Origin of the sequence: Nocardioides sp. (genome assembly GCF_035697785.1) — a bacterium.
In the GTDB taxonomy this organism is placed as follows: domain Bacteria; phylum Actinomycetota; class Actinomycetes; order Propionibacteriales; family Nocardioidaceae; genus Nocardioides_B.
In genome coordinates, this window is record NZ_DASSCL010000043.1 from 15,939 (window position 1) to 36,530 (window position 20,592).

At 71.0% G+C, this 20,592-nt stretch carries 19 protein-coding genes; 5 read left to right on the forward strand and 14 right to left on the reverse strand.

The annotated features are described in order from the left end of the window. Positions 1 to 91 precede the first annotated feature (91 nt). The 6 genes from VFH10_RS04470 to VFH10_RS04495 form a co-directional block, all read right to left on the reverse strand. Positions 92 to 538, reverse strand: a complete 447-nt coding sequence (locus tag VFH10_RS04470; protein ID WP_325126363.1) for a MarR family winged helix-turn-helix transcriptional regulator — start codon at positions 536 to 538, stop codon at positions 92 to 94. After that, on the reverse strand, positions 535 to 2,118 hold the full coding sequence (locus tag VFH10_RS04475; protein ID WP_325126365.1) for an MFS transporter: 1,584 nt from the start codon (positions 2,116 to 2,118) through the stop codon (positions 535 to 537). Before VFH10_RS04475 ends, VFH10_RS04470 begins: the two co-directional genes overlap by 4 nt. Positions 2,119 to 2,196: 78 nt before the next feature. Beyond that, positions 2,197 to 3,444, reverse strand: coding sequence for an MFS transporter (locus VFH10_RS04480; RefSeq protein ID WP_325126367.1), 1,248 nt, complete (start codon positions 3,442 to 3,444; stop codon positions 2,197 to 2,199). Between the two features lie 371 nt (positions 3,445 to 3,815). Then, positions 3,816 to 5,852: an ABC transporter ATP-binding protein gene (locus VFH10_RS04485; RefSeq protein WP_414689833.1), complete on the reverse strand. Its 2,037-nt coding sequence runs from the start codon at positions 5,850 to 5,852 to the stop codon at positions 3,816 to 3,818. Then, a complete protein-coding gene (locus VFH10_RS04490; protein ID WP_325126369.1) occupies positions 5,849 to 7,579 on the reverse strand; it encodes an ABC transporter ATP-binding protein in 1,731 nt (576 codons plus the stop codon). The genes VFH10_RS04485 and VFH10_RS04490 overlap by 4 nt, the downstream gene beginning before the upstream one ends. Beyond that, positions 7,573 to 8,205: a helix-turn-helix domain-containing protein gene (locus tag VFH10_RS04495; protein ID WP_325126371.1), complete on the reverse strand. Its 633-nt coding sequence runs from the start codon at positions 8,203 to 8,205 to the stop codon at positions 7,573 to 7,575. Before VFH10_RS04495 ends, VFH10_RS04490 begins: the two co-directional genes overlap by 7 nt. Positions 8,206 to 8,353: 148 nt before the next feature. Here VFH10_RS04495 and VFH10_RS04500 point away from each other — a divergent pair, with 148 nt between their 5' ends. After that, on the forward strand, positions 8,354 to 9,703 hold the full coding sequence (locus VFH10_RS04500; RefSeq protein WP_325126373.1) for a hypothetical protein: 1,350 nt from the start codon (positions 8,354 to 8,356) through the stop codon (positions 9,701 to 9,703). 7 nt (positions 9,704 to 9,710) lie between these two features. On the opposite strand, the gene pdxH is transcribed toward VFH10_RS04500, so the two are convergent. Continuing rightward, the gene (pdxH, locus tag VFH10_RS04505) at positions 9,711 to 10,376 is read right to left on the reverse strand and encodes a pyridoxamine 5'-phosphate oxidase (protein WP_325126375.1); all 666 of its coding nucleotides are present in this window, start codon (positions 10,374 to 10,376) and stop codon (positions 9,711 to 9,713) included. A gap of 97 nt (positions 10,377 to 10,473) precedes the next feature. Here pdxH and VFH10_RS04510 point away from each other — a divergent pair, with 97 nt between their 5' ends. Further along, positions 10,474 to 11,583: a citrate synthase 2 gene (locus VFH10_RS04510; protein WP_325126377.1), complete on the forward strand. Its 1,110-nt coding sequence runs from the start codon at positions 10,474 to 10,476 to the stop codon at positions 11,581 to 11,583. Between the two features lie 136 nt (positions 11,584 to 11,719). Next, positions 11,720 to 12,304 carry a class I SAM-dependent methyltransferase gene (locus VFH10_RS04515; protein WP_325126379.1) on the forward strand — a complete coding sequence of 195 codons (585 nt, stop codon included), beginning with the start codon at positions 11,720 to 11,722 and terminating at the stop codon, positions 12,302 to 12,304. On the opposite strand, the gene VFH10_RS04520 is transcribed toward VFH10_RS04515, so the two are convergent. The 3 genes from VFH10_RS04520 to VFH10_RS04530 form a co-directional block, all read right to left on the reverse strand. Continuing rightward, the gene (locus VFH10_RS04520; protein WP_325126382.1) at positions 12,301 to 13,065 is read right to left on the reverse strand and encodes a hypothetical protein; all 765 of its coding nucleotides are present in this window, start codon (positions 13,063 to 13,065) and stop codon (positions 12,301 to 12,303) included. The genes VFH10_RS04515 and VFH10_RS04520 overlap by 4 nt on opposite strands. A 71-nt stretch (positions 13,066 to 13,136) precedes the next feature. Continuing rightward, on the reverse strand, positions 13,137 to 13,559 hold the full coding sequence (locus tag VFH10_RS04525; protein ID WP_325126384.1) for an SRPBCC domain-containing protein: 423 nt from the start codon (positions 13,557 to 13,559) through the stop codon (positions 13,137 to 13,139). 201 nt (positions 13,560 to 13,760) lie between these two features. Then, positions 13,761 to 14,264, reverse strand: a complete 504-nt coding sequence (locus VFH10_RS04530; RefSeq protein ID WP_325126386.1) for a GNAT family N-acetyltransferase — start codon at positions 14,262 to 14,264, stop codon at positions 13,761 to 13,763. A 162-nt stretch (positions 14,265 to 14,426) separates the two neighbouring features. Here VFH10_RS04530 and serC point away from each other — a divergent pair, with 162 nt between their 5' ends. Next, a complete protein-coding gene (gene serC, locus VFH10_RS04535) occupies positions 14,427 to 15,551 on the forward strand; it encodes a phosphoserine transaminase (protein ID WP_325126388.1) in 1,125 nt (374 codons plus the stop codon). Positions 15,552 to 15,670: 119 nt separating this feature from the next. On the opposite strand, the gene VFH10_RS04540 is transcribed toward serC, so the two are convergent. Together VFH10_RS04540 and VFH10_RS04545 are read right to left on the reverse strand one after the other, a co-directional pair. Then, positions 15,671 to 16,666, reverse strand: coding sequence for a hypothetical protein (locus VFH10_RS04540; RefSeq protein ID WP_325126390.1), 996 nt, complete (start codon positions 16,664 to 16,666; stop codon positions 15,671 to 15,673). Continuing rightward, a complete protein-coding gene (locus VFH10_RS04545; RefSeq protein WP_325126392.1) occupies positions 16,650 to 17,909 on the reverse strand; it encodes an SAM-dependent methyltransferase in 1,260 nt (419 codons plus the stop codon). Before VFH10_RS04545 ends, VFH10_RS04540 begins: the two co-directional genes overlap by 17 nt. A gap of 221 nt (positions 17,910 to 18,130) precedes the next feature. Here VFH10_RS04545 and VFH10_RS04550 point away from each other — a divergent pair, with 221 nt between their 5' ends. After that, the gene (locus tag VFH10_RS04550; protein WP_325126394.1) at positions 18,131 to 18,742 is read left to right on the forward strand and encodes a hypothetical protein; all 612 of its coding nucleotides are present in this window, start codon (positions 18,131 to 18,133) and stop codon (positions 18,740 to 18,742) included. A 25-nt stretch (positions 18,743 to 18,767) separates the two neighbouring features. On the opposite strand, the gene VFH10_RS04555 is transcribed toward VFH10_RS04550, so the two are convergent. Both VFH10_RS04555 and VFH10_RS04560 read right to left on the reverse strand, forming a co-directional pair. Beyond that, positions 18,768 to 20,054, reverse strand: coding sequence for an MFS transporter (locus tag VFH10_RS04555; RefSeq protein WP_325126396.1), 1,287 nt, complete (start codon positions 20,052 to 20,054; stop codon positions 18,768 to 18,770). Next, positions 20,051 to 20,503, reverse strand: coding sequence for a MarR family transcriptional regulator (locus VFH10_RS04560; RefSeq protein WP_325126398.1), 453 nt, complete (start codon positions 20,501 to 20,503; stop codon positions 20,051 to 20,053). Before VFH10_RS04560 ends, VFH10_RS04555 begins: the two co-directional genes overlap by 4 nt. Positions 20,504 to 20,592 lie beyond the last annotated feature (89 nt).

The following is a 20,592-nucleotide window of genomic DNA, read 5'->3' on the forward strand; positions in this document are numbered from 1 at the left end:
TCCCTCCAGGGTGCGCCGTCGGGAGCCGTCGAGCATGGGTCTTTGGTCCCGTTCGTGCCGACCACCATCCCGGGCCGGGCCACACCGGCGGCTACTTCTCCAGCGTTCGGTTGTACTTCGCGAGCTGCTCGGCCAGCACGGTCAGCTCCTCGACGGTCCAGTCGTCGAAATGGGCGACGTACGCCGACCGGCGCTCCTGTCCCAGCTCCTGCATCCGTCGCTCCCCCTCGTCGGAGAGCCGGACCACGCAGACCCGGCGGTCGGCGGGGTCCTCGGCCCGCACCACGAGGCCCAGGTCGGCGAGCTGCTGCACCTGTCGGCTGACCGACCCCTTGTCCATCCCCAGGGCATCCGCGACGTGCGCCTGCGAGCAGCCGTCCTGGTCGCGGACGTGCGCGAGCACCTGGTAGCCGAGCGGGCCCAGCGCCGGGTCGATCGTCCGAGCACGCTCGCCGGTCCTCCGGCGGGCCCGGCGCAGCAGCGCCAGCACCTCGGCCTCGACCGAACGCACGACGTCGTACTTCGCGGGCTGCGTCATCGGGTCGCCTCCTCGAGCTCGTCGGCCCGCGCGATAGTCGTACGCAGCGGCACCTCCCGGATGAACAGGATGCACCCCAGGGCGACGACCGCGAACGGCACCGCCAGCAGGAACACGTGGCCGGTGGCGTCGCCGTAGGCCGCTTCGAAGACCGCGCGCACCGGGCCGGGCAGCGCGTCCACGTCCGGGATCGCCCCGCCCTCGTGGGCGTCGACCGGCACGCCGAGCCGGGCCAGCCCGGCCGCGACGTTGCCGGCGACCTGGTGGCCCAGCGCGGCTCCGAGGGCGGACACGCCGACCGAGCCGCCCATCGTGCGGAAGAACGCCGCCAGCGAGCTGGCCGCGCCGACGTCGCGCTGGGCGACGGAGTTCTGCACGGCCAGCACGAGGTTCTGGTTCACCGCACCGAGCCCGACGCCCATCACCAGCATCGAGAACGCGACGGTGAGAAGTCCGGTGGTGTGGTCGAGCCGGGAGAGCAGCAGCAGGCCGCCGACCAGCAGCACCCCGCCGGCGATCAGGTAGCGCTTCCACCTGCCGGTGCGGGCGATGAGCCGGCCGGTGGTGATGCTCGAGACCAGCAGGCCGAGCACCATCGGCAGCGTCATCAGGCCGGCCCTGGTCGGCGACATCCCGTGCGCGAGCTGGAAGAACTGGGCGAGGAAGACCGTCGCGCCGAACATGGCGACGCCCACCATCGCGGCCGCCACGGACGCGAGCGCGATGGTGCGGTCGCGGAACAGGTGCAGCGGGATCACCGGCTCGGCGACCCGGCTCTCGACGACCACCGCCGCCACGAGCAGCAGCACGCCGCCGGAGACCAGCACGGCCGTGGTCGCCGAGGCCCACGCGAACCGGGTGCCGGCGAGCGAGACCCAGATCAGCAGGACGGAGACGCCCGACGCGATCAGGGCGGCGCCGACGTAGTCGATGCTGACCCTCCGGCGTACGACGGGCAGGTGCAGCGTCCTCTGGAGCACGATGATCGCCACCGCCGCCACCGGAACGCCCACCGCGAAGCACCACCGCCAGCCCAGCCAGGAGGTGTCGACGATGACGCCGCCGATGAGCGGGCCGCTGACCGTCGCCACCGCGAACACGGCGCCCAGGTAGCCGAAGTAGCGGCCCCGCTCACGCGGGGCGACGATCGACGCGATCACGATCTGCACCAGGGCCGAGAGCCCACCGACGCCGACGCCCTGGACGACGCGCGCCCCGATGAGGAACCCCATCGACGGGGCGAGCGCGGCCAGGACCGAACCGGCCACGAAGATGAGGAGCGAGACCTGGACCAGCATCTTCTTGTTGAACAGGTCCGCGAGCTTGCCCCAGATGGGCGTGGTCGCGGTGAGGCTCAGCAAGGTGGCGACGATCACCCAGGTGTAGCCCGACTCGGTCCCGCCGAGGTCCGCGACGATCACCGGCAGGGCGTTCGAGACGACCGTCGACGAGAGCATCGCCACGAACATCGCGAGCAGCAGCCCGGAGAGCGCCTCGAGCACCTCCCGGTGGGACATCGGGGTCGCGGGTGCGTCCGGGTCGAGCGGCGTGGGGAGCGGTTCGGTCTGGGTGGTGGTCACGGGACTCCGTTGTCGACGAAAGATGGTTGCGGTCGACAACGATACTCCTTTAGTTGCTGTTTGCAACCATTGTTTCTCTCAGGGTGTGGGATGCCGGGCGTCGTAGGAGAGGAACGAGCGCTGCACGGCGACGGCCACCAGGACCCCGACGATGCAGGCCAGCCCGCCGAGCACGAGGGCCAGCCGCTCCGTGGTCGCCTCCCCCACCGAGCCGAGCAGGAAGTCCCCGGCACGCGGGCCACCGGCGACGACCACGATGAACACGCCCTGCAGCCGGCCGCGCAGCTCGTCGGGGGCCGCCACCTGGAGCACGGTGTTGCGGAACGCCGAGCTGACCGAGTCGGCGGCGCCGGAGACGGCGAGGAACAGCACGCCGGCCCAGAGCGCCGGGGCCAGGCCGACCGCGCCGACCGCGGCGCCGTAGACGAGGATCGACAACACGATCGCCACGCCGTGGAGACGCACCCGGCTCACCCAGCCCGACACCACGAAGGCCACCAGCGCGCCGACGGCGGGGGCGGCCTGCAGCACCCCGACGGTCGTGGCGCCGCCGCCGTACACCTTGTAGGCGAGGGCCGGGAACAGCGCGCGGGGGTGCGCGAACACCATCGCGCAGAGGTCCAGGACGAACGTCATCCGCAGGTTGGGCGAACGTCGCAGGAACCCGAGCCCGTCGCGCACCGAGCGCAGCCCCGCCCGCGGGCTGCCCGGCGTGGGGGGCATCGCGGGCAGCCGGAAGAGCGCGTACAGGGTGGCGGTGAACGTGAGCGCGTCGACGGTGTACGCCACCTCGAACCCGCCCCACGAGATCAGCACCGCGCCGAGCAGCGGCCCGACGGTGAAGCCCAGGTTGAACGACGCCGCGTTGAGCGCACCCGCCGCCGGCAGCAGCTCGGCGGGCAGGAGCCGCGGGATCATCGCGTTGCGGGCCGGGCTCGACGTGGCGAAGCAGGCGGCCTGCACCGCGATGCACAGGTAGATCACCCAGACGTGGGTGTTGCCGAGGAACGCCTGCGCCGCGAGCACGAGCGACACCGACCAGGACCCCGACGAGGCGATGATCGCGAGCAGCCGCCGGTCCACCGCGTCGGCGATCGACCCGGCGTAGAGCCCGAACCCGACCAGCGGGACCAGGCCGAAGATCCCGAGCAGGCCGACCGCGAACGACGAGTCGGTCAGGGCGTAGACCTGGACCGCAACGGTCACCGCGGTCATCTGCTGGCCGAGCTGGCTGATCGTGTTGCCGACGAACAGCCGGCGGTACGGCGCGGACACCCGGAGCGGCCGGACGTCGGTGAGCACCCTCGTCCACCGTCGGCCCGCCACGGGCGTCAGCCTCTCACCGGATGTCCGAAAACTCCCTTGAGGGGTCCGGGGGTGCCACGTAGCCTGTGGGCACACGGGAAAGGAGGTGGTCCAGAAGTGAATTCTTTGCGGACTCGTGAGGTGGCTGCTTCCTAGCAGCGCACCGACCAGCACGGCATCGTCCAACTGGCGTGCGCGCTGGTAATTCCAAGCAGTCACCCGGCCCGTGGGCGCTCCGGTAGTCCGACCGGAGAGCGGACCCGCTCCTTCGAAACCGTCGAGGGGTCAGGCACCCGCACCGCCCGCGGGCCGTCTGCATGCCGAGGAGTCACAAAATCAGGGCCCTGGACGGCGTGTCACTGCACAGCTGACCCCTCGCCGGTCCCAAATCCTCAGCCGCCGATCGGTTGTCCGAGCTCCTCCCGGGTGATCGCGGCGTCGTCGGCGGGAGCCGCGAACTGTGCGTCGTACAGGTCCGCGTAGGCCCCGCCCGCCGCGAGCAGCTCGTCGTGCGTGCCCTGCTGGACGATCCGGCCGTCCTCCATCACCAGGATCAGGTCGGCGTCGCGGATCGTGGAGAGCCGGTGCGCGATCACGAAGCTGGTGCGGTCGGTGCGCAGCGCCGCCATGGCGTGCTGGACCAGCAGCTCGGTGCGGGTGTCCACCGAGCTGGTCGCCTCGTCGAGGATCAGCAGCGCGGGCCTGGCGAGGAACGCCCGGGCGATGGTCACCAGCTGCCGCTCGCCCGCGCTGAGGCTGCCGCCCTCCTCGTCGATGACGGTGTCGTAGCCCTCGGGCAGGTTGTGCACGAACCGGTCGACGTACGTCGCGCGGGCTGCCTCGACGATCTCCTGCTCGGTCGCGTCCGGGCGGCCGTAGGCGATGTTGTCGCGGATGCTGCCCTCGAACAGCCAGGTGTCCTGCAGCACCATGCCGGTGCGGCCGCGCAGGTCCGCGCGGCGCATGGCGGCGATGTCGACCCCGTCGAGGGTGATCCGGCCCGAGCCGACGTCGTAGAAGCGCATCACCAGGTTGACCAGCGTGGTCTTGCCGGCGCCGGTGGGCCCGACGATCGCGACCGTCTGCCCGGGCCGCGCGACCAGTGACAGGTCCTCGATGAGCGGCCGGTCCGGGTCGTAGCGGAACGACACGTTCTCGAACTGCACCTCGCCCCGGCCACCGGTCGCCAGCCGCTCGGCTCTCTCGGCCGGCTCCTCCTCGGCGTCGAGCAGCTCGAAGACCCGCTCGGCCGAGGCGACCCCGGACTGCAGCAGGTTGACCATCGAGGCCACCTGGGTGAGCGGCTGGGTGAACTGCCGGGAGTACTGGATGAACGCCTGCACCTCGCCCAGCGAGATCGTGCCGTTGGCCACCCGAAGGCCGCCGAGCACGGCGATCACGACGTAGTTGAGGTTCCCCAGGAACATCATCACCGGCATGATCAGGCCGCTGACGAACTGGGCGCCGAAGCTGGACTCGTACAGTGCCTCGTTCTCCGTCTCGAAGACCTCCTCCACCTCGCGCTGCCGGCCGAGCACCTTGACCAGCGCGTGACCGGTGAAGGTCTCCTCGATGTGGGCGTTGAGGGTGCCGGTGCGGCGCCACTGGTCGATGAACAACCCCTGCGAGCGCTTCATGATCTGCGCCGAGACGAGCATGCCGACGGGCACCGTGAGCAGGCCGATCAGCGCCAGGGTCGGCGAGATCGAGAACATCATCGCGAGCACACCGATGACGGTGAGCAGTGAGACGAGCAGCTGGCTCATGGTCTGCTGCAGCGTCTGGCTGATGTTGTCGATGTCGTTGGTGACCCGCGAGAGCAGCTCGCCGCGCGGCTGCCGGTCGAAGTAGCTCAGCGGCAGCCGGTGCACCTTCGCCTCGACGTCGCCGCGCAGCCGTCGTACGGCGGACTGCACGACGTCGTTGAGCAGGTAGCCCTGCAGCCACATCAGCAGGGACGCCGCGACGTAGACGGCGAGCACGAGCAGCAGCACCCGACCGACCGCGTCGAAGTCCACGCCCCTGCCGGGCACGACGTCCATTCCCTGGAGCATGTCGGCGAGCCGGTTCTCGCCCTGGGCGCGGAGGTCGTCGACGGCCTCGGCCTTGCTGGTGCCGGCGGGCAGGTTGCGGCCGAACAGGCCCTCGAAGATGAGGTCCGTCGCCACGCCGAGGATCCGCGGCCCGGCCACGCTCAGCGCGACCGAGGCGACGGCGAGCAGCAGCACCGCGACGACCTTGGCGCGCTCGGGCGCGAGCCGACCGAGCAGGCGCCGGGCGGAGGGGCCGAAGTCCAGGGACTTCTGGCCGACCATGCCGCCGCGGCCGAACGGCCCGGACTGCTGGACGCGCTCGGTCTCCTTCAACGTGCCGGACGCCTCGGACGTGGAGCCTTCCTCGACGGGTTCGGTGGTCGACACCTCGCTCATGCCGCCGCCTCCGAGGTGAGCTGGGACGCGACGATCTCCTGGTAGGTCTCGTTGTCGGCGAGCAGCTCCTCGTGGGTGCCGCGGCCGACGATCTCGCCGTCCTCGAGCACGAGGATCTCGTCGGCGTCGACGATGGTGGAGACGCGCTGGGCGACGACGACGACGGTGGCGTCGGTGGTGATCGGCCGCAGCGCGGCGCGTAGCCGGGCGTCGGTGGCCAGGTCGAGCGCCGAGAACGCGTCGTCGAAGAGGTACAGCGCGGGCCGTCGGATCACCGCACGGGCGATCGCGAGCCGCTGCCGCTGGCCGCCGGACACGTTGCTGCCGCCCTGGCTGACCGGGGCGTCCAGCCCGCCCGGCATGGCCTCCACGAAGTCGCGGGCCTGCGCGACCTCGAGCGCGGCCCACATGTCGTCCTCGGTGGCGTCGGGCCGGCCGTGCCGGAGGTTGTCGGCGACCGTCCCGGAGAACAGGAACGCCTTCTGCGGCACGAGTCCGATCCGGCCCCACAGCAGGTCGGGGTCGAGGCGGCGTACGTCGACACCGTCGACCTCGACCGTGCCCGCGGTGACGTCGAAGATCCGCGGCACCAGGTTGACCAGCGTTGACTTGCCCGCACCGGTGGACCCGATGACCGCGAGGGTGCGGCCGGGCCCGGCGTCGAGGTCGATGTCGCGGAGCACCGGCGCCTCCGCTCCCGGGTAGGTGAACGTGACCCCCCGCATCGAGAGGCCGCGGCCGGTGGTCTGCCGGACCGGGTCGGCCGGCGGTACGACGGTCGTCTCGGTGTCGAGCACCTCCGCGATCCGGTCGGCGCAGACGGCCGCACGCGGCACCATCATCAGCATGAAGCTGGCCATCATCACGGCCATCAGGATCTGCACGAGGTAGGCGAGGAACGCGGTCAGCGAGCCGACCTGCATCGCCCCGGCGTCGACGCGGTGCCCGCCGAACCAGAGCACCGCCACGCTGGACACGTTGAGGATCAGCATCACGACCGGGAACATCGTCGACATCCAGCGGCCGACACTGACGGCGACCCTCGTGAGGTCGTCGTTCGCCTCCCCGAACCGCTCGGTCTCCACCGGCTCGCGCACGAACGCACGCACCACCCGGATGCCGGTGATCTGCTCGCGCAGCACCCGGTTGACGGCGTCGATCCGGGTCTGCATCAGCCGGAAGCCGGGCACCATGCGCGAGGCGACCAGACCCACCGAGGCGAACAGCAGCGGCACGGAGACGGCGACCAGCCAGGACAGGCCGAGGTCCTCGCGCGCCGCCATCAGCACGCCGCCGACCATCATGATCGGCGCGGTGACCATCATCGTGAAGGTCATCAGCACGAGCATCCCGACCTGCTGGACGTCGTTGGTGGTGCGGGTGATCAGCGACGGCGCCCCGAAGTGCGCGAGCTCGCGGCCCGAGAACGTGCCCACCCGGTGGAACACCGCCGACCGGAGGTCGCGGCCGACGCGCATCGCGGTGCGCGCCCCGACGTACACCGCGGCGATGCTGCACAGGATCTGCACCATCGACACGGCCAGCATCACGCCGCCCGCGCGGACGATGAAGCCGGTGTCGCCGACGGCCACGCCCTTGTCGATGATGTCGGCGTTGAGGCTGGGCAGATAGAGCACGGCCATCGTCGCGACGAACTGGAGCACCACGACGACGGCGATGTCGCGGTGGTACGGCGCGAGGAAGGCGCGCAGCAGTCGGATCAGCATGGTTCCCCCTCGCCGTCCGGGTCGGTGGAGCGCGGTCGGTGGATGCCGTCTAGGAGCACCCCGGCCACCTCGTCGGCGGTGAGTCTGTCCTCCGGTCGCACGCCCGGGTTGCGGGAGCCGAGCACGAGCGTGCGGAGCAGCAGCGCCGCGCGCTCCGGGGTGACCGCCAGCTCGTCGCGGTGCGGCTCGAACACCTCGGTGAGCCGCTCGAGCAGGGCCTCGTGGGACTGCACGACGAAGGCCGGTGGACCCGGGGACTCGTCCTCTTTCGCGTGCGCCATCCAGTGCTTGCGCATCGCCATCAGCACGGCGATCACCTGGTCGGAGCGGTGCAGCATCAGGTCGGCGGTGACCCGCACCTTGGTGGGCAGGTCGATGTGGTCGCCGAGTGCCGCCTGCAGCTGCTCCCGGGCGTCGGCCGGGTTGAGCGTCTCGACGGCGACGGCGTGCATCAGCTCGTCCTTGTCGGCGAAGACCCGGAAGATGGTGCCCTCGGCGACGCCGGCCGCCTCGGCGATCAGCCGGGTGGTGAGCCGGTCGCCGTGCTCGATCAGCAACGGGCGCACCGCGTCGATGATCGCCCGGCGGCGGTCGTCGGGGTTCATCGGGGCGGCGCGCGGAGTCACGCCGTCGAGATTAAGTGAGTGAGCACTCACTCACAAGTGTATTTCTTGTGTGATCACGAGCCCCTTCGGCGCCCGTACGGTTAGCCTCGGATCCGGTTCGATGCGAATTGGGGCTGACGGAGGCCTATCGATGAACAGCGTGCGGACAGTGACCTTCAGGGCCGCGTCGTCGGCGGTCATCGCGGTCGGTGCTGCGGCGTCCCTTGGTGCCACCGCCACGCCTGCACTCCGAGATTGGCCCAGTCATGGATTCAGGGCAGCACCCGCGACGACGGAACACATCTCGGTCGGGTTCGCTAGGGAAGAAGGCAACGATGGCAGCTCCTTCACCGATGTGTCATCCGGCTGTCGCTACGTGCTGTTCGGATCCAAAGCCAGCAACTGGCAACCAGGGGACACCCCTGGAACCGGGGACGTCTACATTCGTGATCGGTCCTCCGGCTCCTTGGAGCTGGTGTCCAGGGGCGTTGACGGTCGGCCGGCTAACGGGCGGACCGACGCGTTCGACATGTCCACCGACGGTCGCTTCGTTGTCATGACGAGCAGCGCCACAAACCTGGTCGACGATGCGGTGGGCGCCGGCCTGTTCATCCGCGACCGGTCGCTCGGGATGACGCAACGGATCACGCTTGTCTCCGCGACAGCGGACCGTCTGGATGTGACAGACGCCGCAATCTCCGACGACGGCCGTTACGTCATGTTGGCGTCAACGGCCTCTTCCGTATTGGGCGAAACCGATCCGCAAGGCCACGAGGGTTCCTACGACGCGTTCGTAACCGACCGGGCGACCGGAGTCACGACGGTAGCTTCCGTGCAGCACGACGGCGGAGCAAGCTGGATCGAGCCCAATAGCCCCTCTCCCATGCTGTCGCGGGACGGCAGGTACGTGATGTTCGAGTCCACCGACCCCGCTCTCGTCCGCCATGACACCAACGGCCAGTCTGACGTCTTCGTCCGTGACCTGCGCCGGGGCACCACGAAACGCGTCTCTACCGATGCACGAGGACGCCAGTTCGATGCCGGAGCGAAGCGCGCCGTGATGTCCCCCAACGGCTTGCGTTACGGATTCCTCGTGCGCGCCTCCCTGTCGCCGAAGGATGACGACCGCGGTTGGGACATCTACGTCAAGGATCTCCGAAGCGGCAGGATCGAGTTCGCGTCCCCGAGTCGAGTTCACGGACCTCGACGTGACCCGGTTCTGCCTCAGTCGATGTCTGCCAAGGGCAGGCACATCGCCTTCCTGACCCGGGACGACGACTTCCAGCCGCGAGATACCGATGGGCGGCTCGACCTGTTCGTCCGGGACCTACGGACGGGCACCACTCGTCTCGCCTCGTTGAAGGCGGACGGCGGTGCTGCGACCGCTCACGTGTATGGAGGCACACTGTCTGCGGATGCCAGCTGCGTAGGCTTCACGACCTCTCAGGCGAACCGGCTGTCCCCCAGCGATACCAACCAGCTCGCGGATGCCTACGTGCGAGTCGACTCCCGCTTCTGACCCGTTCCTACGGGGCCAACCGCTCGACCCGCCAGGACGCCTCGGTGCCCGGTGCGCCCGCGACCCGCACGTAGCGCAGCCGGTCGTGCATGCGGCCGCGCCGGCCCTGCCAGAACTCGACGACCTCGGGCGTGACGAGGTACCCGCCCCACTCCGGTGGCAGCGGCACGTCCGCCTCCCCGAACCGTGCCGCCGTCTCGGCGTACCGACGGTCCAGCTCCTCGCGCGAGGCGACCACGTCCGACTGCGGCGACGCCCACGCGCCGAGCTGGGAGGCGCGCGGCCTGGTGGCGAAGTACGCCGCGTTCTCCCGCTCCGTCAGCCGGCTCGCGGGGCCCTCGACGCGCACCTGCCGCTCGAGGTCCTGCCAGGGGAACAGCAGCGCGCAGGCAGGGTTCGCGTCGAGCTCGCGACCCTTGCGGGAGGAGTAGTTGGTGAAGAACACGAACCCGCGCAGGTCGAGGCCCTTGAGCAGCACCATCCGCAGCGAGGGGGTGCCGTCGACCGACGCGGAACCGACGACCATGGCGTTCGGCTCGTGCAACCCGGCGGCCGTCGCGTCGTGGAGCCAGCGCCGGAACATCGCGATCGGCTCGTCGGTCAGGTCGGACTCGTGCAGCCCGCCGACGGCGTACTCACGCCGCAGTCCCGCGAGATCCCTCTCGTCACTCATGTCACCAACGTAGAGCGTGACGGCCCGCCCGCGAGCGGGCATGATGAGGGAGTTTCGGGCCCGCTGGGCTCGACGGCTCGACGAGAGGAGCTGCCTGATGACCGAGGTCCAGCACGGCCTGGAGGGCGTCGTCGCCTTCGAGTCCGAGATCGCCGAGCCCGACAAGGAAGGCTCCGCGCTGCGCTACCGCGGCGTCGACATCGAGGAGCTCGTCGGGCGGGTCCCGTTCGAGAACGTGTGGGGCCTGCTGATCGACGGCGCGTACTCGCCCGGCCTGCCGCCGGCGGAGGCCTACAACATCCCCGTCCACACCGGCGACGTGCGGGTCGACGTGCAGGCCGCGATCGCGATGCTGGCGCCGGCGTTCGGCTTCCGGCAGACCTACGACATCAGCGACGAGCAGGCGCGTGCGGACCTCAGCCGGGTCGCGGTGATGGTGCTGTCGTACGCCGCCCAGTCCGCCCGGGGCCTGCACCAGCCGATCGTGCCGCAGGCCGACGTCGACCAGGGCAGGACGCTCGCGGAGCGGTTCCTGATCCGCTGGAAGGGCGAGGCGGACGCGAAGCACGTCAAGGCGATCGACGCCTACTGGAGCAGTGCTGCCGAGCACGGCATGAACGCCTCCACCTTCACCGCGCGGGTGATCACATCCACCGGCGCCGACGTCGCGGCCGCGTTCTCCGGTGCCATCGGCGCGATGAGCGGACCCCTGCACGGCGGCGCCCCGTCCCGCGTGCTCGGGATGATCGACGAGGTGGAGAAGCGCGGCGACGCCCGCGGCTACGTCAAGGAGCTGCTCGACAACAAGGAGCGGCTGATGGGCTTCGGCCACCGGGTCTACCGCGCCGAGGACCCGCGCGCCCGCGTGCTCCGGCGCACGGCCCGCGAGCTGAACGCGCCCCGCTACGAGGTCGCCGAGGAGCTGGAGAAGGCCGCCCTCGCGGAGCTGCGGGAGCGTCGGCCGGACCGGGTGCTCGAGACCAACGTCGAGTTCTGGGCGGCGATCGTGCTCGACTTCGCCGAGGTGCCGCCGAACATGTTCACGGCGATGTTCACCTGCGCGCGCACCGGCGGCTGGTCGGCGCACATCCTGGAGCAGAAGCGCACCGGCCGGCTGATCCGCCCCTCCGCGATCTACACCGGCCCCACCGTCCGGAAGGCCGACGAGGTCGACGGTTGGGACACCGCCTGGGCCGCCGGGGCGTGATGTTGGGGCGCAGGGCGGGTGGCCAATTCACTGGGTCCCCTGTGAATTGGCACCTTCCCGGTGTGAACTCACCACGGGATCGTGGAGATAGCCACGGGAAGTCAGCCGTGTCGGCGGGGCGCCTTAGGTTGAACCGATGAGCACCGAGGAGACCCGGGCCGCCTGGGACGCCGAGGCGGCCGGCTTCGACGACGAGCCCGACCACGGCCTGCGTGACCCGCTCATCCGGGCGGCGTGGCGCGACCTGCTGCTCGCGCACCTGCCGCCGGCGCCCGCGCGGGTCGCGGACCTGGGCTGCGGCACCGGGACCCTGTCGGTGCTGCTCGCCGAGGAGGGGTACGACGTCGCCGGAGTCGACCTGTCGCCCGAGATGATCGTCCGCGCCACCGCGAAGGCCGCGGGGCACAACGCGACGTTCGCGGTGGGTGACGCCGCCGACCCCGACCTGGCCGCCGGCTCGTTCGACGTGGTGCTGTCCCGGCACGTGCTGTGGGCCCTGCCCGACCCGGCCGCCGGCCTGGCGCGCTGGGTCGAGCTGCTCGCACCCGGCGGCCGGCTGCTGCTCGTGGAGGGCTGCTGGTTCACCGGAAGCGGTCTGGCCGCGGGCGACACCGAGGCGCTGGTGCGCGCGACCGGCCGCGACGCCGTCGTACGACACCTCCCGGAGCCGATCTACTGGGGCAAGGAGATCGATGACGAGCGTTACCTGCTGGTGAGCTAGACGCCGCCGCCGTCCCCGCCGCCGCCCCCGCCACCCCCGTCGAAGCCGCCCCCGTCCCCGAAGCCGCCGCCCAGGTCGAAGCCGCCGTCATGCCCTCCGGCGAACCCGTGCTCGACGGGCGGCGGGTCGAAGGCCCAGTCCAGGCCGACCACGCCGGGCACCATGCCGCCCACGAAGTAGCCCTGCCCGTACGGCAGGTAGGCCGCGCCGGCCTCCCAGTAGGGCACCATCCGAGACCCGATCCTCACCTTGCGCACCTCAGGAGTCTCGCCACTGCGAACCCGGGCCGCGTCCTGGGCGCACGCCGGCACGGTGCGGGTACCGCGACCCGGTGCTGTCCAACGGACGTCCTCCGTCGACGGCCCGTGCTGCGGGTTGAAGAAGCACGGCACACGGAACGCCGGGACCGGTCTACCCTCCAGACGAGCCTGCACGCATGCGATCGCGTAGCGGCCGTTCGAGAGGGTGTCGGTCACGGTGCTGATCTCGTCGACGCCGCGCATCCGGGGGACGGCTCGCTGCGCGGACTCGTAGGCGTCGAGTGCCCGTTGGTAGTCGGCTCGACCCTCGGCATCGAGGTCCCATACGGCGCCGTCCAGGCGTTGGAGCTGCTCGCCGAGCAGGGTGACGTCCTCGTCCGCGAGATCGCGGACACCGTCCAGCTCGTCGTCGTTCTCGCGGTGGACACGTCGACGATCCAGCCAGTACCTGCCACCGAGCACGAGACCACCGCCGGCGACCAGGGCGACCAACCACTCCATGACGGCTCCCCTCGTCTTTTCGAGGCTACGTCCGCGGGATGGGTGACGGAATGGCCCAACCGGGCGGCGGCTCAGGTGGTCGCGACGAACGCGAATCGCTCGAGAATCAGGTCCCAGTCGCCGAACTTCTGCCGGTAGGCCGCGTTGCCCTCGTGCCAGCCACCGTGCTCGACCCGGACCTCGGAGCCGTCGCCGTCGTCGGTGAAGGTGACGGTAAGCGAGCTCGGCGCCGCCGGGTCCTGCGCGAGGGTCCAGGTCTGCGCGTAGAGCCGGCCCGGCTCCCAGGCGGTGACCTCGCCGATCTGGTGCTCGACGCCACCGGACATCCGCATCACCACCCGGCCGCCGACCGACGGCTCGATGACCACGCCGTCGAAGGCCTCCGGGTCGGGGGTGTAGGCCTCGGGCCACCACTCCGAGGTGCGCGCGGTGAACACGTCGAACGCCTCAGCGGCGTCACAGCTCAGGGACACCGTGTGGGTGCGTGGCTCCATGCGCGCAGTCTGCCACCGAGACCCGGCAGCCGTCCGGATCATCGAGACCCCGACGGGCCGGTATTGGCGACTCCCCGTTGTCGCCGTCGCCGGCCCGTCGGCCCCCGTCCCTCGTCAGCGTCCGGTCTACGGGCCCTCCGCGGAGTCCGCGACGCGAACTGTTCTCCGTACCGGAAACTAGACGTTCCACACCCCGCCCGACTAGTTGCCCGATGGTCCTACGACCACCCCGCCGAGTCGCTTGCCGTAGCACCGCGACTTGGGCGACCAGGCGTAGTGACCGAACTTCTCGACCGGCGCATAGCCCGACGACTCGTACAGCGTGATCGCCTCCGGCTGCGCGATCCCCGTCTCCAGCACCATGACGTCGGCGCCGGCCTGGGCCGCCGTGCGTTCGAGGTGCGCGAGTACGGCGCGGGCGAGGCCCGTGCGGCGGCCGGCCGGGGCGACGTACATCCGCTTGATCTCGGCCGACAGCCGGCCGCCGAGCCTCGTCACGTCCGGCCGGAGCCGCCACCCGCCCATCACCATGGGCACGTCGCCGAGCTTCCCGACGAAGAACGCACCGTGGGGCGGGTCGAACACTCCGGGCTCGAGCGGGGTGTTGTCCGGGCCGCCGTAGCGGCGTACGTACTCCTCCTGCACCTCGGTGATCAGCGCCTGCGCGGCGGCGTCCGTGACCGGGACGCGCTCGATCCTCAGCACGACTCACCCGACCTCACCCGACCCCAGATGGGCTGGCTCGACATGTGTCCCCGTCTCCTCACGCTGGTGGGCGGATGCCAGAATAGGCCGCGCTGGTCCCTCGACCGCACTGACAACGAGGTCAGGTCACTCTCACTCCGAGACGTCTGACGAGGTTCTGTCGTGACCGACACGATCACCATCCCCGACCACCTCAAGCCTGCCGACGGACGCTTCGGCGCGGGACCGTCGAAGGTGCGGATCGAGGCGCTCCAGGCCCTCGCCGGCACCGGGGACACGCTTCTCGGCACGTCGCACCGTCAGGCTCCGGTCAAGCAGCTGGTGGGCCGGGTCCGCGAGGGCATCTCCTCGTTGTTCGCCCTGCCCGACGGCTACGAGGTCGTGCTCGGCAACGGCGGCGCCACCGCGTTCTGGGACATCGCCACGTTCGGCCTGATCCGCCGGCGCAGCCAGCACCTGTCCTTCGGCGAGTTCTCCTCGAAGTTCGCCAAGGCCGCGCAGAGCGCACCGTTCCTCGGCGCCCCCACCGTGATCACCTCCGACCCCGGCACCCGCCCGGCACCCCGCGGCGAGGCCGGCATCGACGCGTACGCCTGGGCGCACAACGAGACCTCCACCGGCGTGATGGCGCCGGTACGCCGGGTCGAAGGCGCCGACGACGACGCGCTGGTGCTGATCGACGCCACCTCCGGCGCCGGCGGCCTGCCGGTCGACATCACCCAGGTGGACGCCTACTACTTCGCACCGCAGAAGAACTTCGCGGCCGACGGCGGCCTCTGGGTCTCCGTGATGTCACCGGCCGCACTGGAGCGCGCCGCCGAGATCGCGGCGACCGACCGGTGGGTGCCGGCGTTCCTCGACCTGCCGACCGCGATCGACAACTCGTCGAAGAACCAGACCTACAACACCCCGTCGCTGGCCACGCTGTTCCTGCTCGCCGACCAGCTCGACTGGCTCAACGGTCAGGGCGGACTGGACTTCGCGGTGTCCCGCACCAGCGACTCGTCGAGCCGGCTCTACGGCTGGGCGGAGAAGACCTCCTACACGACGCCGTACGTAGCCGACCCCGACGAGCGCTCGCTGGTGATCGGCACCATCGACTTCGACGACGCCGTCGACGCCGCGGCCGTCGCCAAGACCCTGCGGGCCAACGGGATCGTCGACGTGGAGCCGTACCGCAAGCTCGGCCGCAACCAGCTGCGGGTCGCGATGTTCTCCGCCATCGACCCGGCCGACGTCGAGGCGCTGACAGTCTGCATCGACCACGTGGTCGAGCGTCTCGGCTGAGGCCTGCCCAGCCACTGGTACACGGCGACCGACAGGCCACCGATATCGGTAGTGCCACCGTGGTCCAGGGGTCACGGTCGGACTACCGATATCGGTGGGCGACGGGACGAGAAATTCGTTCAGGGACGGTCCGCGCGCCACAGCCGGCGCAGGCCCAGGCCGAGGGCGCCGAGGAACACCAGGCCCGCGGCCAGACGCAGGCCGAGCGCGAGCGGGTGCCGGTCCGGTCGGTCCCGCGGCCGGGGGTCGTCGGCGGCCGGGTCCGGGGTGACCGGCGCCGCGCTCGCCGAGGGCGCGGACCCGGGCCGCACGTCCCGGGTCAGCCGCGCGGGTATCTCGACCTGCAGCACCTCGGCTCCCACGCCCTCGCTGCTCAGCAGCACGCGGCCACGGGGGCTCACCGAGACCGCCTCCCCCTGGCGCTGCTCCGGCAGGTCGAAGGTGCCGCGCACCTCGAACGCGGGGAACGTGAAGACGGTCGCGGTGGCATAGCTGCGCAGCACGACGTGCCGCCCGTCGGGCAGGAACGCCCCGTCGGTGATGAGCCCCGGCACCTGCGCGAACCGCCGCATCGTCAGGGTGCCGCCCGGTCGGGCGCCGGCCGGCACTGCGTAGACGGTGCCGCCGAAGACGGTCTTGGACACCACGAACAGCCGCCCGGTGCGCGGGTGCGCGAGCAACGTCTCGGCGTCGCGCGGGCCGTCGGGGTAGGCGAGGTCGAGCCGCGGCGCGGTCGTCGTCGCGCCATGCCGGGCCCGGTAGAGCGAGACGGAGTCGCGCGAGCGCTGGTTGTCGCCGACGTCGGCCACCCACACCGTGCCGGCCCGGCCGGGAGCGAGCGCCTCGACGTCCTCGACCTCGTCGGGGGTGTACGTCGTGCGGCGCGTGGTGTCCCCGCTGCGGGGGTCGACGGCGTAGAGCACCGGCCCCGAGCCGGAGTCGTTGACGGTGTAGACCACGGCGCCGGTGTCGACCAGTCCGCTGGACTCGGCGATCGCCCGGTCGGTAAACGCAAACAGGGGCCGACCCGCCTCGTCCGCCGCGGCTGCGGCACCCGGCGTACCGATCAGGAGCAGGACCGCCGTCAGCAAGAAGGCGCTAGACCAGCCGGTCATGCAGCCGCTCCGCGAGGGCCGGGTGCACGCCCCAGGTGCGGGTCAGGTCGTCGTACTCCGCGCGCGCCTTGTCCGAGGGCGGCGCCCCGGTGCGCACGGCGCGGAGCAAGGTGTTGCGCGGCGTGTGCTTGCTCTCCACGAACTCGATGACGTCGACTCGGTAGCCGACCAGCCGCAAGACGCCGGCGCGGACCGCGTCGGTCAGGGTGTCGGCGAACCGCTCGCGCAGGATGCCGTGCCGGGTGAGCATGGAGTACGGCGGTGGGGTGGGCGTGCGACGCAGCTGGGCGGCGACGTCGTGGTGGCAGCAGGGTGCGGCCAGGACGAGGGGGGCCTGCCACTCGACCGCCCGGGCCAGGGCGTCGTCGGTGGCGGTGTCGCAGGCGTGCAACGCCAGCACCACGTCTGGTCGCTCGTGTACGACGGCGGTGGCGATGTCGCCCTGCACGAACGTGGCCGTGCCGGCGATCCCCAGCTCCTCGGCGACGGCGCTGTTGTGCTCGCGCGACTGGGCCTTCACGTCCACGCCGACGAGGTGGACCGGGAGTCCGCGCACCTCGCTTAGGTACGCGTGCGCGGCGAACGTGAGGTACGCGTTGCCGCAGCCGAGGTCGACGACCCGAAGGGGCTCCCCCGCGGTCGGGGTGCGCAGTCGTCCCGACGCCATCGCGTCGTCGACGGCCGGGCCCAGGCTGCGCAGGAACTCCTCGACCTGCCGGTACTTCGCCTGCCGGCTCGGCTTGACCCGGCCGTCGGCGTCGGCGATCCCCACCGCACGGAGCACGGGATGGTCCTCGGGAAGCAGCCTGGGCTTGCGTCGGTCGTGCGCCCGCGCCGGCGCCGCGTCATCGGTGTCGGGGCTCCCGTCGTCACCGGCGGACGAGGCCGTGCGGCTCCTGGGCGTCGTGTGCACCATCGCCTCGAGCTTCTTGGTGACCCGGAGCTGGTAGGTCTCGGTGGTGGTCTCGACGTGCCAGTTGCCGAACGGCTCGTCGAGCAGCGCTTCCACCGCGTCCCGCGCGGGCTCCCCCGGCTCGTGGTTGCTCGTGTGCGCCTGCGTGTCGTCGTAGGCCGTCAGCTGCAGGCGACGGCCGGCCTTGAGGTCGACGTACCGCAGCTCCACCCGCCGCCACCCCGGCTGCCGACCCTTCTGCCGACCGGACGCCACCGCGCGCACGAGCACCGCGTCGTCGAGGAGCAGCCCACGCATCCGGGCCAGCGCCCGCAGCAACGGCTCGGCCACGTCCTAACCCCGGACGAGGGCGGCGATGGCGACGATCAGGATCAGCCCCACCAGGGCGCCCGGGATCACCATGCGGCGGTAGCGGGGGTTCATGCGGCGAGTTTATCGGGGCAGAACGGACGACCCGATCGCGCTATGGACCCGCGGAGGGCCCACGCCTAGCGTGCGTTGGTACCGACGACCTGGACGTGTGTGCTGACGCGCGCCCAGAAGGAGGCAGCATGTTCATCCAGATCATCCAGGGCAGGTGCAAGCGGCAGGACGAGATGCGGGCACTCGGTGACCGGTGGCTGCGGGAGGTGGCGCCCCAGGCGCCAGGCTGGCTCGGCGGCACCTACGGGTTCACCGACGACGGCGAGATGATCGCGGTCATCCGGTTCGAGTCGAAGGACGCGGCGATGGCCAACTCGCAGCGGCCGGAGCAGCAGGCGTTCTGGGCGGAGATGGAGCGGTTGTACGACGGTCCCGTCGAGTTCCACGACTGCGAACGGGTCGTGATGATGATGGACGGCGGATCCGACCAGGCCGGCTTCGTGCAGGTCATCCGCGGCAAGCTCGACGACCCCGACGCGCTCGAGAGCGGCATGCACGACATGGAGACGATGCTGCACGAGGCCCGGCCCGAGATCATCGGCGCGACGTTCGCGATCGAGGACGACGGCACGTTCACCGAGACCGTCGCGTTCACCGACGAGGCCGCGGCGCGCAGGGGCGAGAGCCAGGCGATGCCGATCTCCGGCCCGATGCACGACGCCATGATGCAGTTCGACCACATGGTGCACGACGTGGAGTACCGCGACCTGCACGCACCCTGGTTCGCCTCCAGGACCTAGCGGGCCCGCCCGAGGTTCCCCGGGGTCAACGAGCTTGAACTGCGGGGGCACGGACGCGCTTACGCAGCCGCGGCCGGTCGTTGACCTCGGGGTCGAGCATGCCCTGGCTGCGGCTGAACACGGCCGCGGCCAGGAGCACGCCGAGGATCGTGCCGAGACCGCCGCCGATCAGCGTCCAGCGCGCCCCGAACACCTCCCCGATCCAGCCGACGATGGGTGCGCCCAGGGGCGTCCCGCCCATGAAGATCATCATGTAGAGCGCCATCACCCGGCCGCGCATCATCGGGGCGGTGCCGAGCTGCACCGTCGCGTTGGCGGCGGTGATCATGGTCAGCGCGGTGATGCCGAGCAGCGGTGTCCAGAGCACGAACGTGAGGTACGACGGCGCGAGGCCGGCCAGGATCTCGACCGTGCCGAACGCCAGCGCGGCCAGCACCACGAGCCGGTGGCGAGGACGGCCACGCCGCGCGGCGAGCAGGGCGCCGGCGAGCGAGCCGACCGCCATCGTCGTACCGAGCAGGCCGTACTCCGTCGCGCCCTTGCCGTAAACGTCGGTAGCCATCAGCGCCGAGGTCATCTGGAAGTTGAGGCCGAAGGTGCCGGCGAAGAACACGATCGCCAGCACCAGCATCAGGTCGGGACGTCCGCGCACGTAGCGCATCCCCTCCCGGATCATCCCCTTGCCGCGCGCGGCGAGCTCGGCCGAGTCGAGGTCCTCGGGTCGCATCCGTTGCAGCACGTAGATGACCGCGCTGTAGCTGAGACCGTTGAGGATGATGACCCAGCCGGTCGCCTCGGCCCCGGAGCCCAACGCGGCGATCAGGACGCCGGCGAGCGCCGGGCCGACCATGCGCGCGGCGTTGAACGACGCGCTGTTGAGCCCGACCGCGTTGGTGAGCAGCTCGGGCTCGACCATCTCGCTGACGAACGACTGCCGTGCCGGCGCGTCGAAGGCCGTGCCGATGCCGAACACGAACGCCAACACGTAGACGTGCCACGTCTGCGCCACCCCGGTCACAGCGAGCACGCCGAGCAGGATCGCCGGCACCGCCATCATCAGCTGGGTGACCTGCAGCAGGCGGCGCTTCGGGAACCGGTCGGCGATCAGGCCGGCGTACGGCGAGAGCAGCAGCATGGGCAGGAACTGCAGCCCGGTGGTGATGCCGAGCGCGGTGCCGTTGTTGGCGCTCAGCTGGAGGACGAGCCAGTCCTGCGCGACGCGCTGCATCCAAGTGCCGGTGTTCGACACCACACCACCGGCTGCGTACAGCCGGTAGTTGCGGTTCGACAGCGCCTGGAACGTGGGACTCAAATGTGGGCCAATCTGTCTAGGAGGGGTGCCGCCTGGCGCAGCACGTGTCGTTCTTCGGGGGTGAGCTCGCGCAGCCGTTGGGCGAGCCACACGTCGCGCCGCTTCCGGTCGGCTCTCAGCGTCTCCTCGCCCTTGGCGGACAGCGCGACCACGACCTGCCGGCCGTCCGTCTCGTGCGGACGGCGGACGACGTAGCCGCCGTCCACGAGGCAGTTGACGGTCCGCGTCACCGACGGGGGCTGCACCCGCTCCTCGGCCGCGAGCTGCCCGATCGTGGACGGTCCCTTGCGGAACAGCGTGCCGAGCACCGACAGCTGCCCCACCGGGAGCAGCTCGTTGTCGGGGTCTCGTTCCGCACGCAGGCGACGGCTCAGCCGGGCGAGGGAGACGCGCAGCGCCGACGCCAGACCGCTGTCCGTCCGCGCGACCTGCTCGATGGTGGGTGACATATCGTTAGCGTAACTCATTAGCCATGCTAACGATTCCCGTGGGATGTTGAGACGTGCTTGCGGGCGTTGAGAGGCGGGCCCGGGGCCGT

Coding starts and splice junctions, on each gene's coding strand:
- pdxH (WP_325126375.1), bottom strand. CDS start 10,376: ATGAGTGACGAGAGGGATCTCGCGGGACTGCGGCGTGAGTACGCCGTC.
- VFH10_RS04490 (WP_325126369.1), bottom strand. CDS start 7,579: ATGCTGATCCGACTGCTGCGCGCCTTCCTCGCGCCGTACCACCGCGAC.
- VFH10_RS04540 (WP_325126390.1), bottom strand. CDS start 16,666: ATGACCGGCTGGTCTAGCGCCTTCTTGCTGACGGCGGTCCTGCTCCTG.
- VFH10_RS04550 (WP_325126394.1), top strand. CDS start 18,131: ATGTTCATCCAGATCATCCAGGGCAGGTGCAAGCGGCAGGACGAGATG.
- VFH10_RS04525 (WP_325126384.1), bottom strand. CDS start 13,559: ATGGAGCCACGCACCCACACGGTGTCCCTGAGCTGTGACGCCGCTGAG.
- VFH10_RS04485 (WP_414689833.1), bottom strand. CDS start 5,852: ATGAGCGAGGTGTCGACCACCGAACCCGTCGAGGAAGGCTCCACGTCC.
- VFH10_RS04515 (WP_325126379.1), top strand. CDS start 11,720: ATGAGCACCGAGGAGACCCGGGCCGCCTGGGACGCCGAGGCGGCCGGC.
- VFH10_RS04470 (WP_325126363.1), bottom strand. CDS start 538: ATGACGCAGCCCGCGAAGTACGACGTCGTGCGTTCGGTCGAGGCCGAG.
- VFH10_RS04520 (WP_325126382.1), bottom strand. CDS start 13,065: ATGGAGTGGTTGGTCGCCCTGGTCGCCGGCGGTGGTCTCGTGCTCGGT.
- VFH10_RS04510 (WP_325126377.1), top strand. CDS start 10,474: ATGACCGAGGTCCAGCACGGCCTGGAGGGCGTCGTCGCCTTCGAGTCC.
- VFH10_RS04560 (WP_325126398.1), bottom strand. CDS start 20,503: ATGTCACCCACCATCGAGCAGGTCGCGCGGACGGACAGCGGTCTGGCG.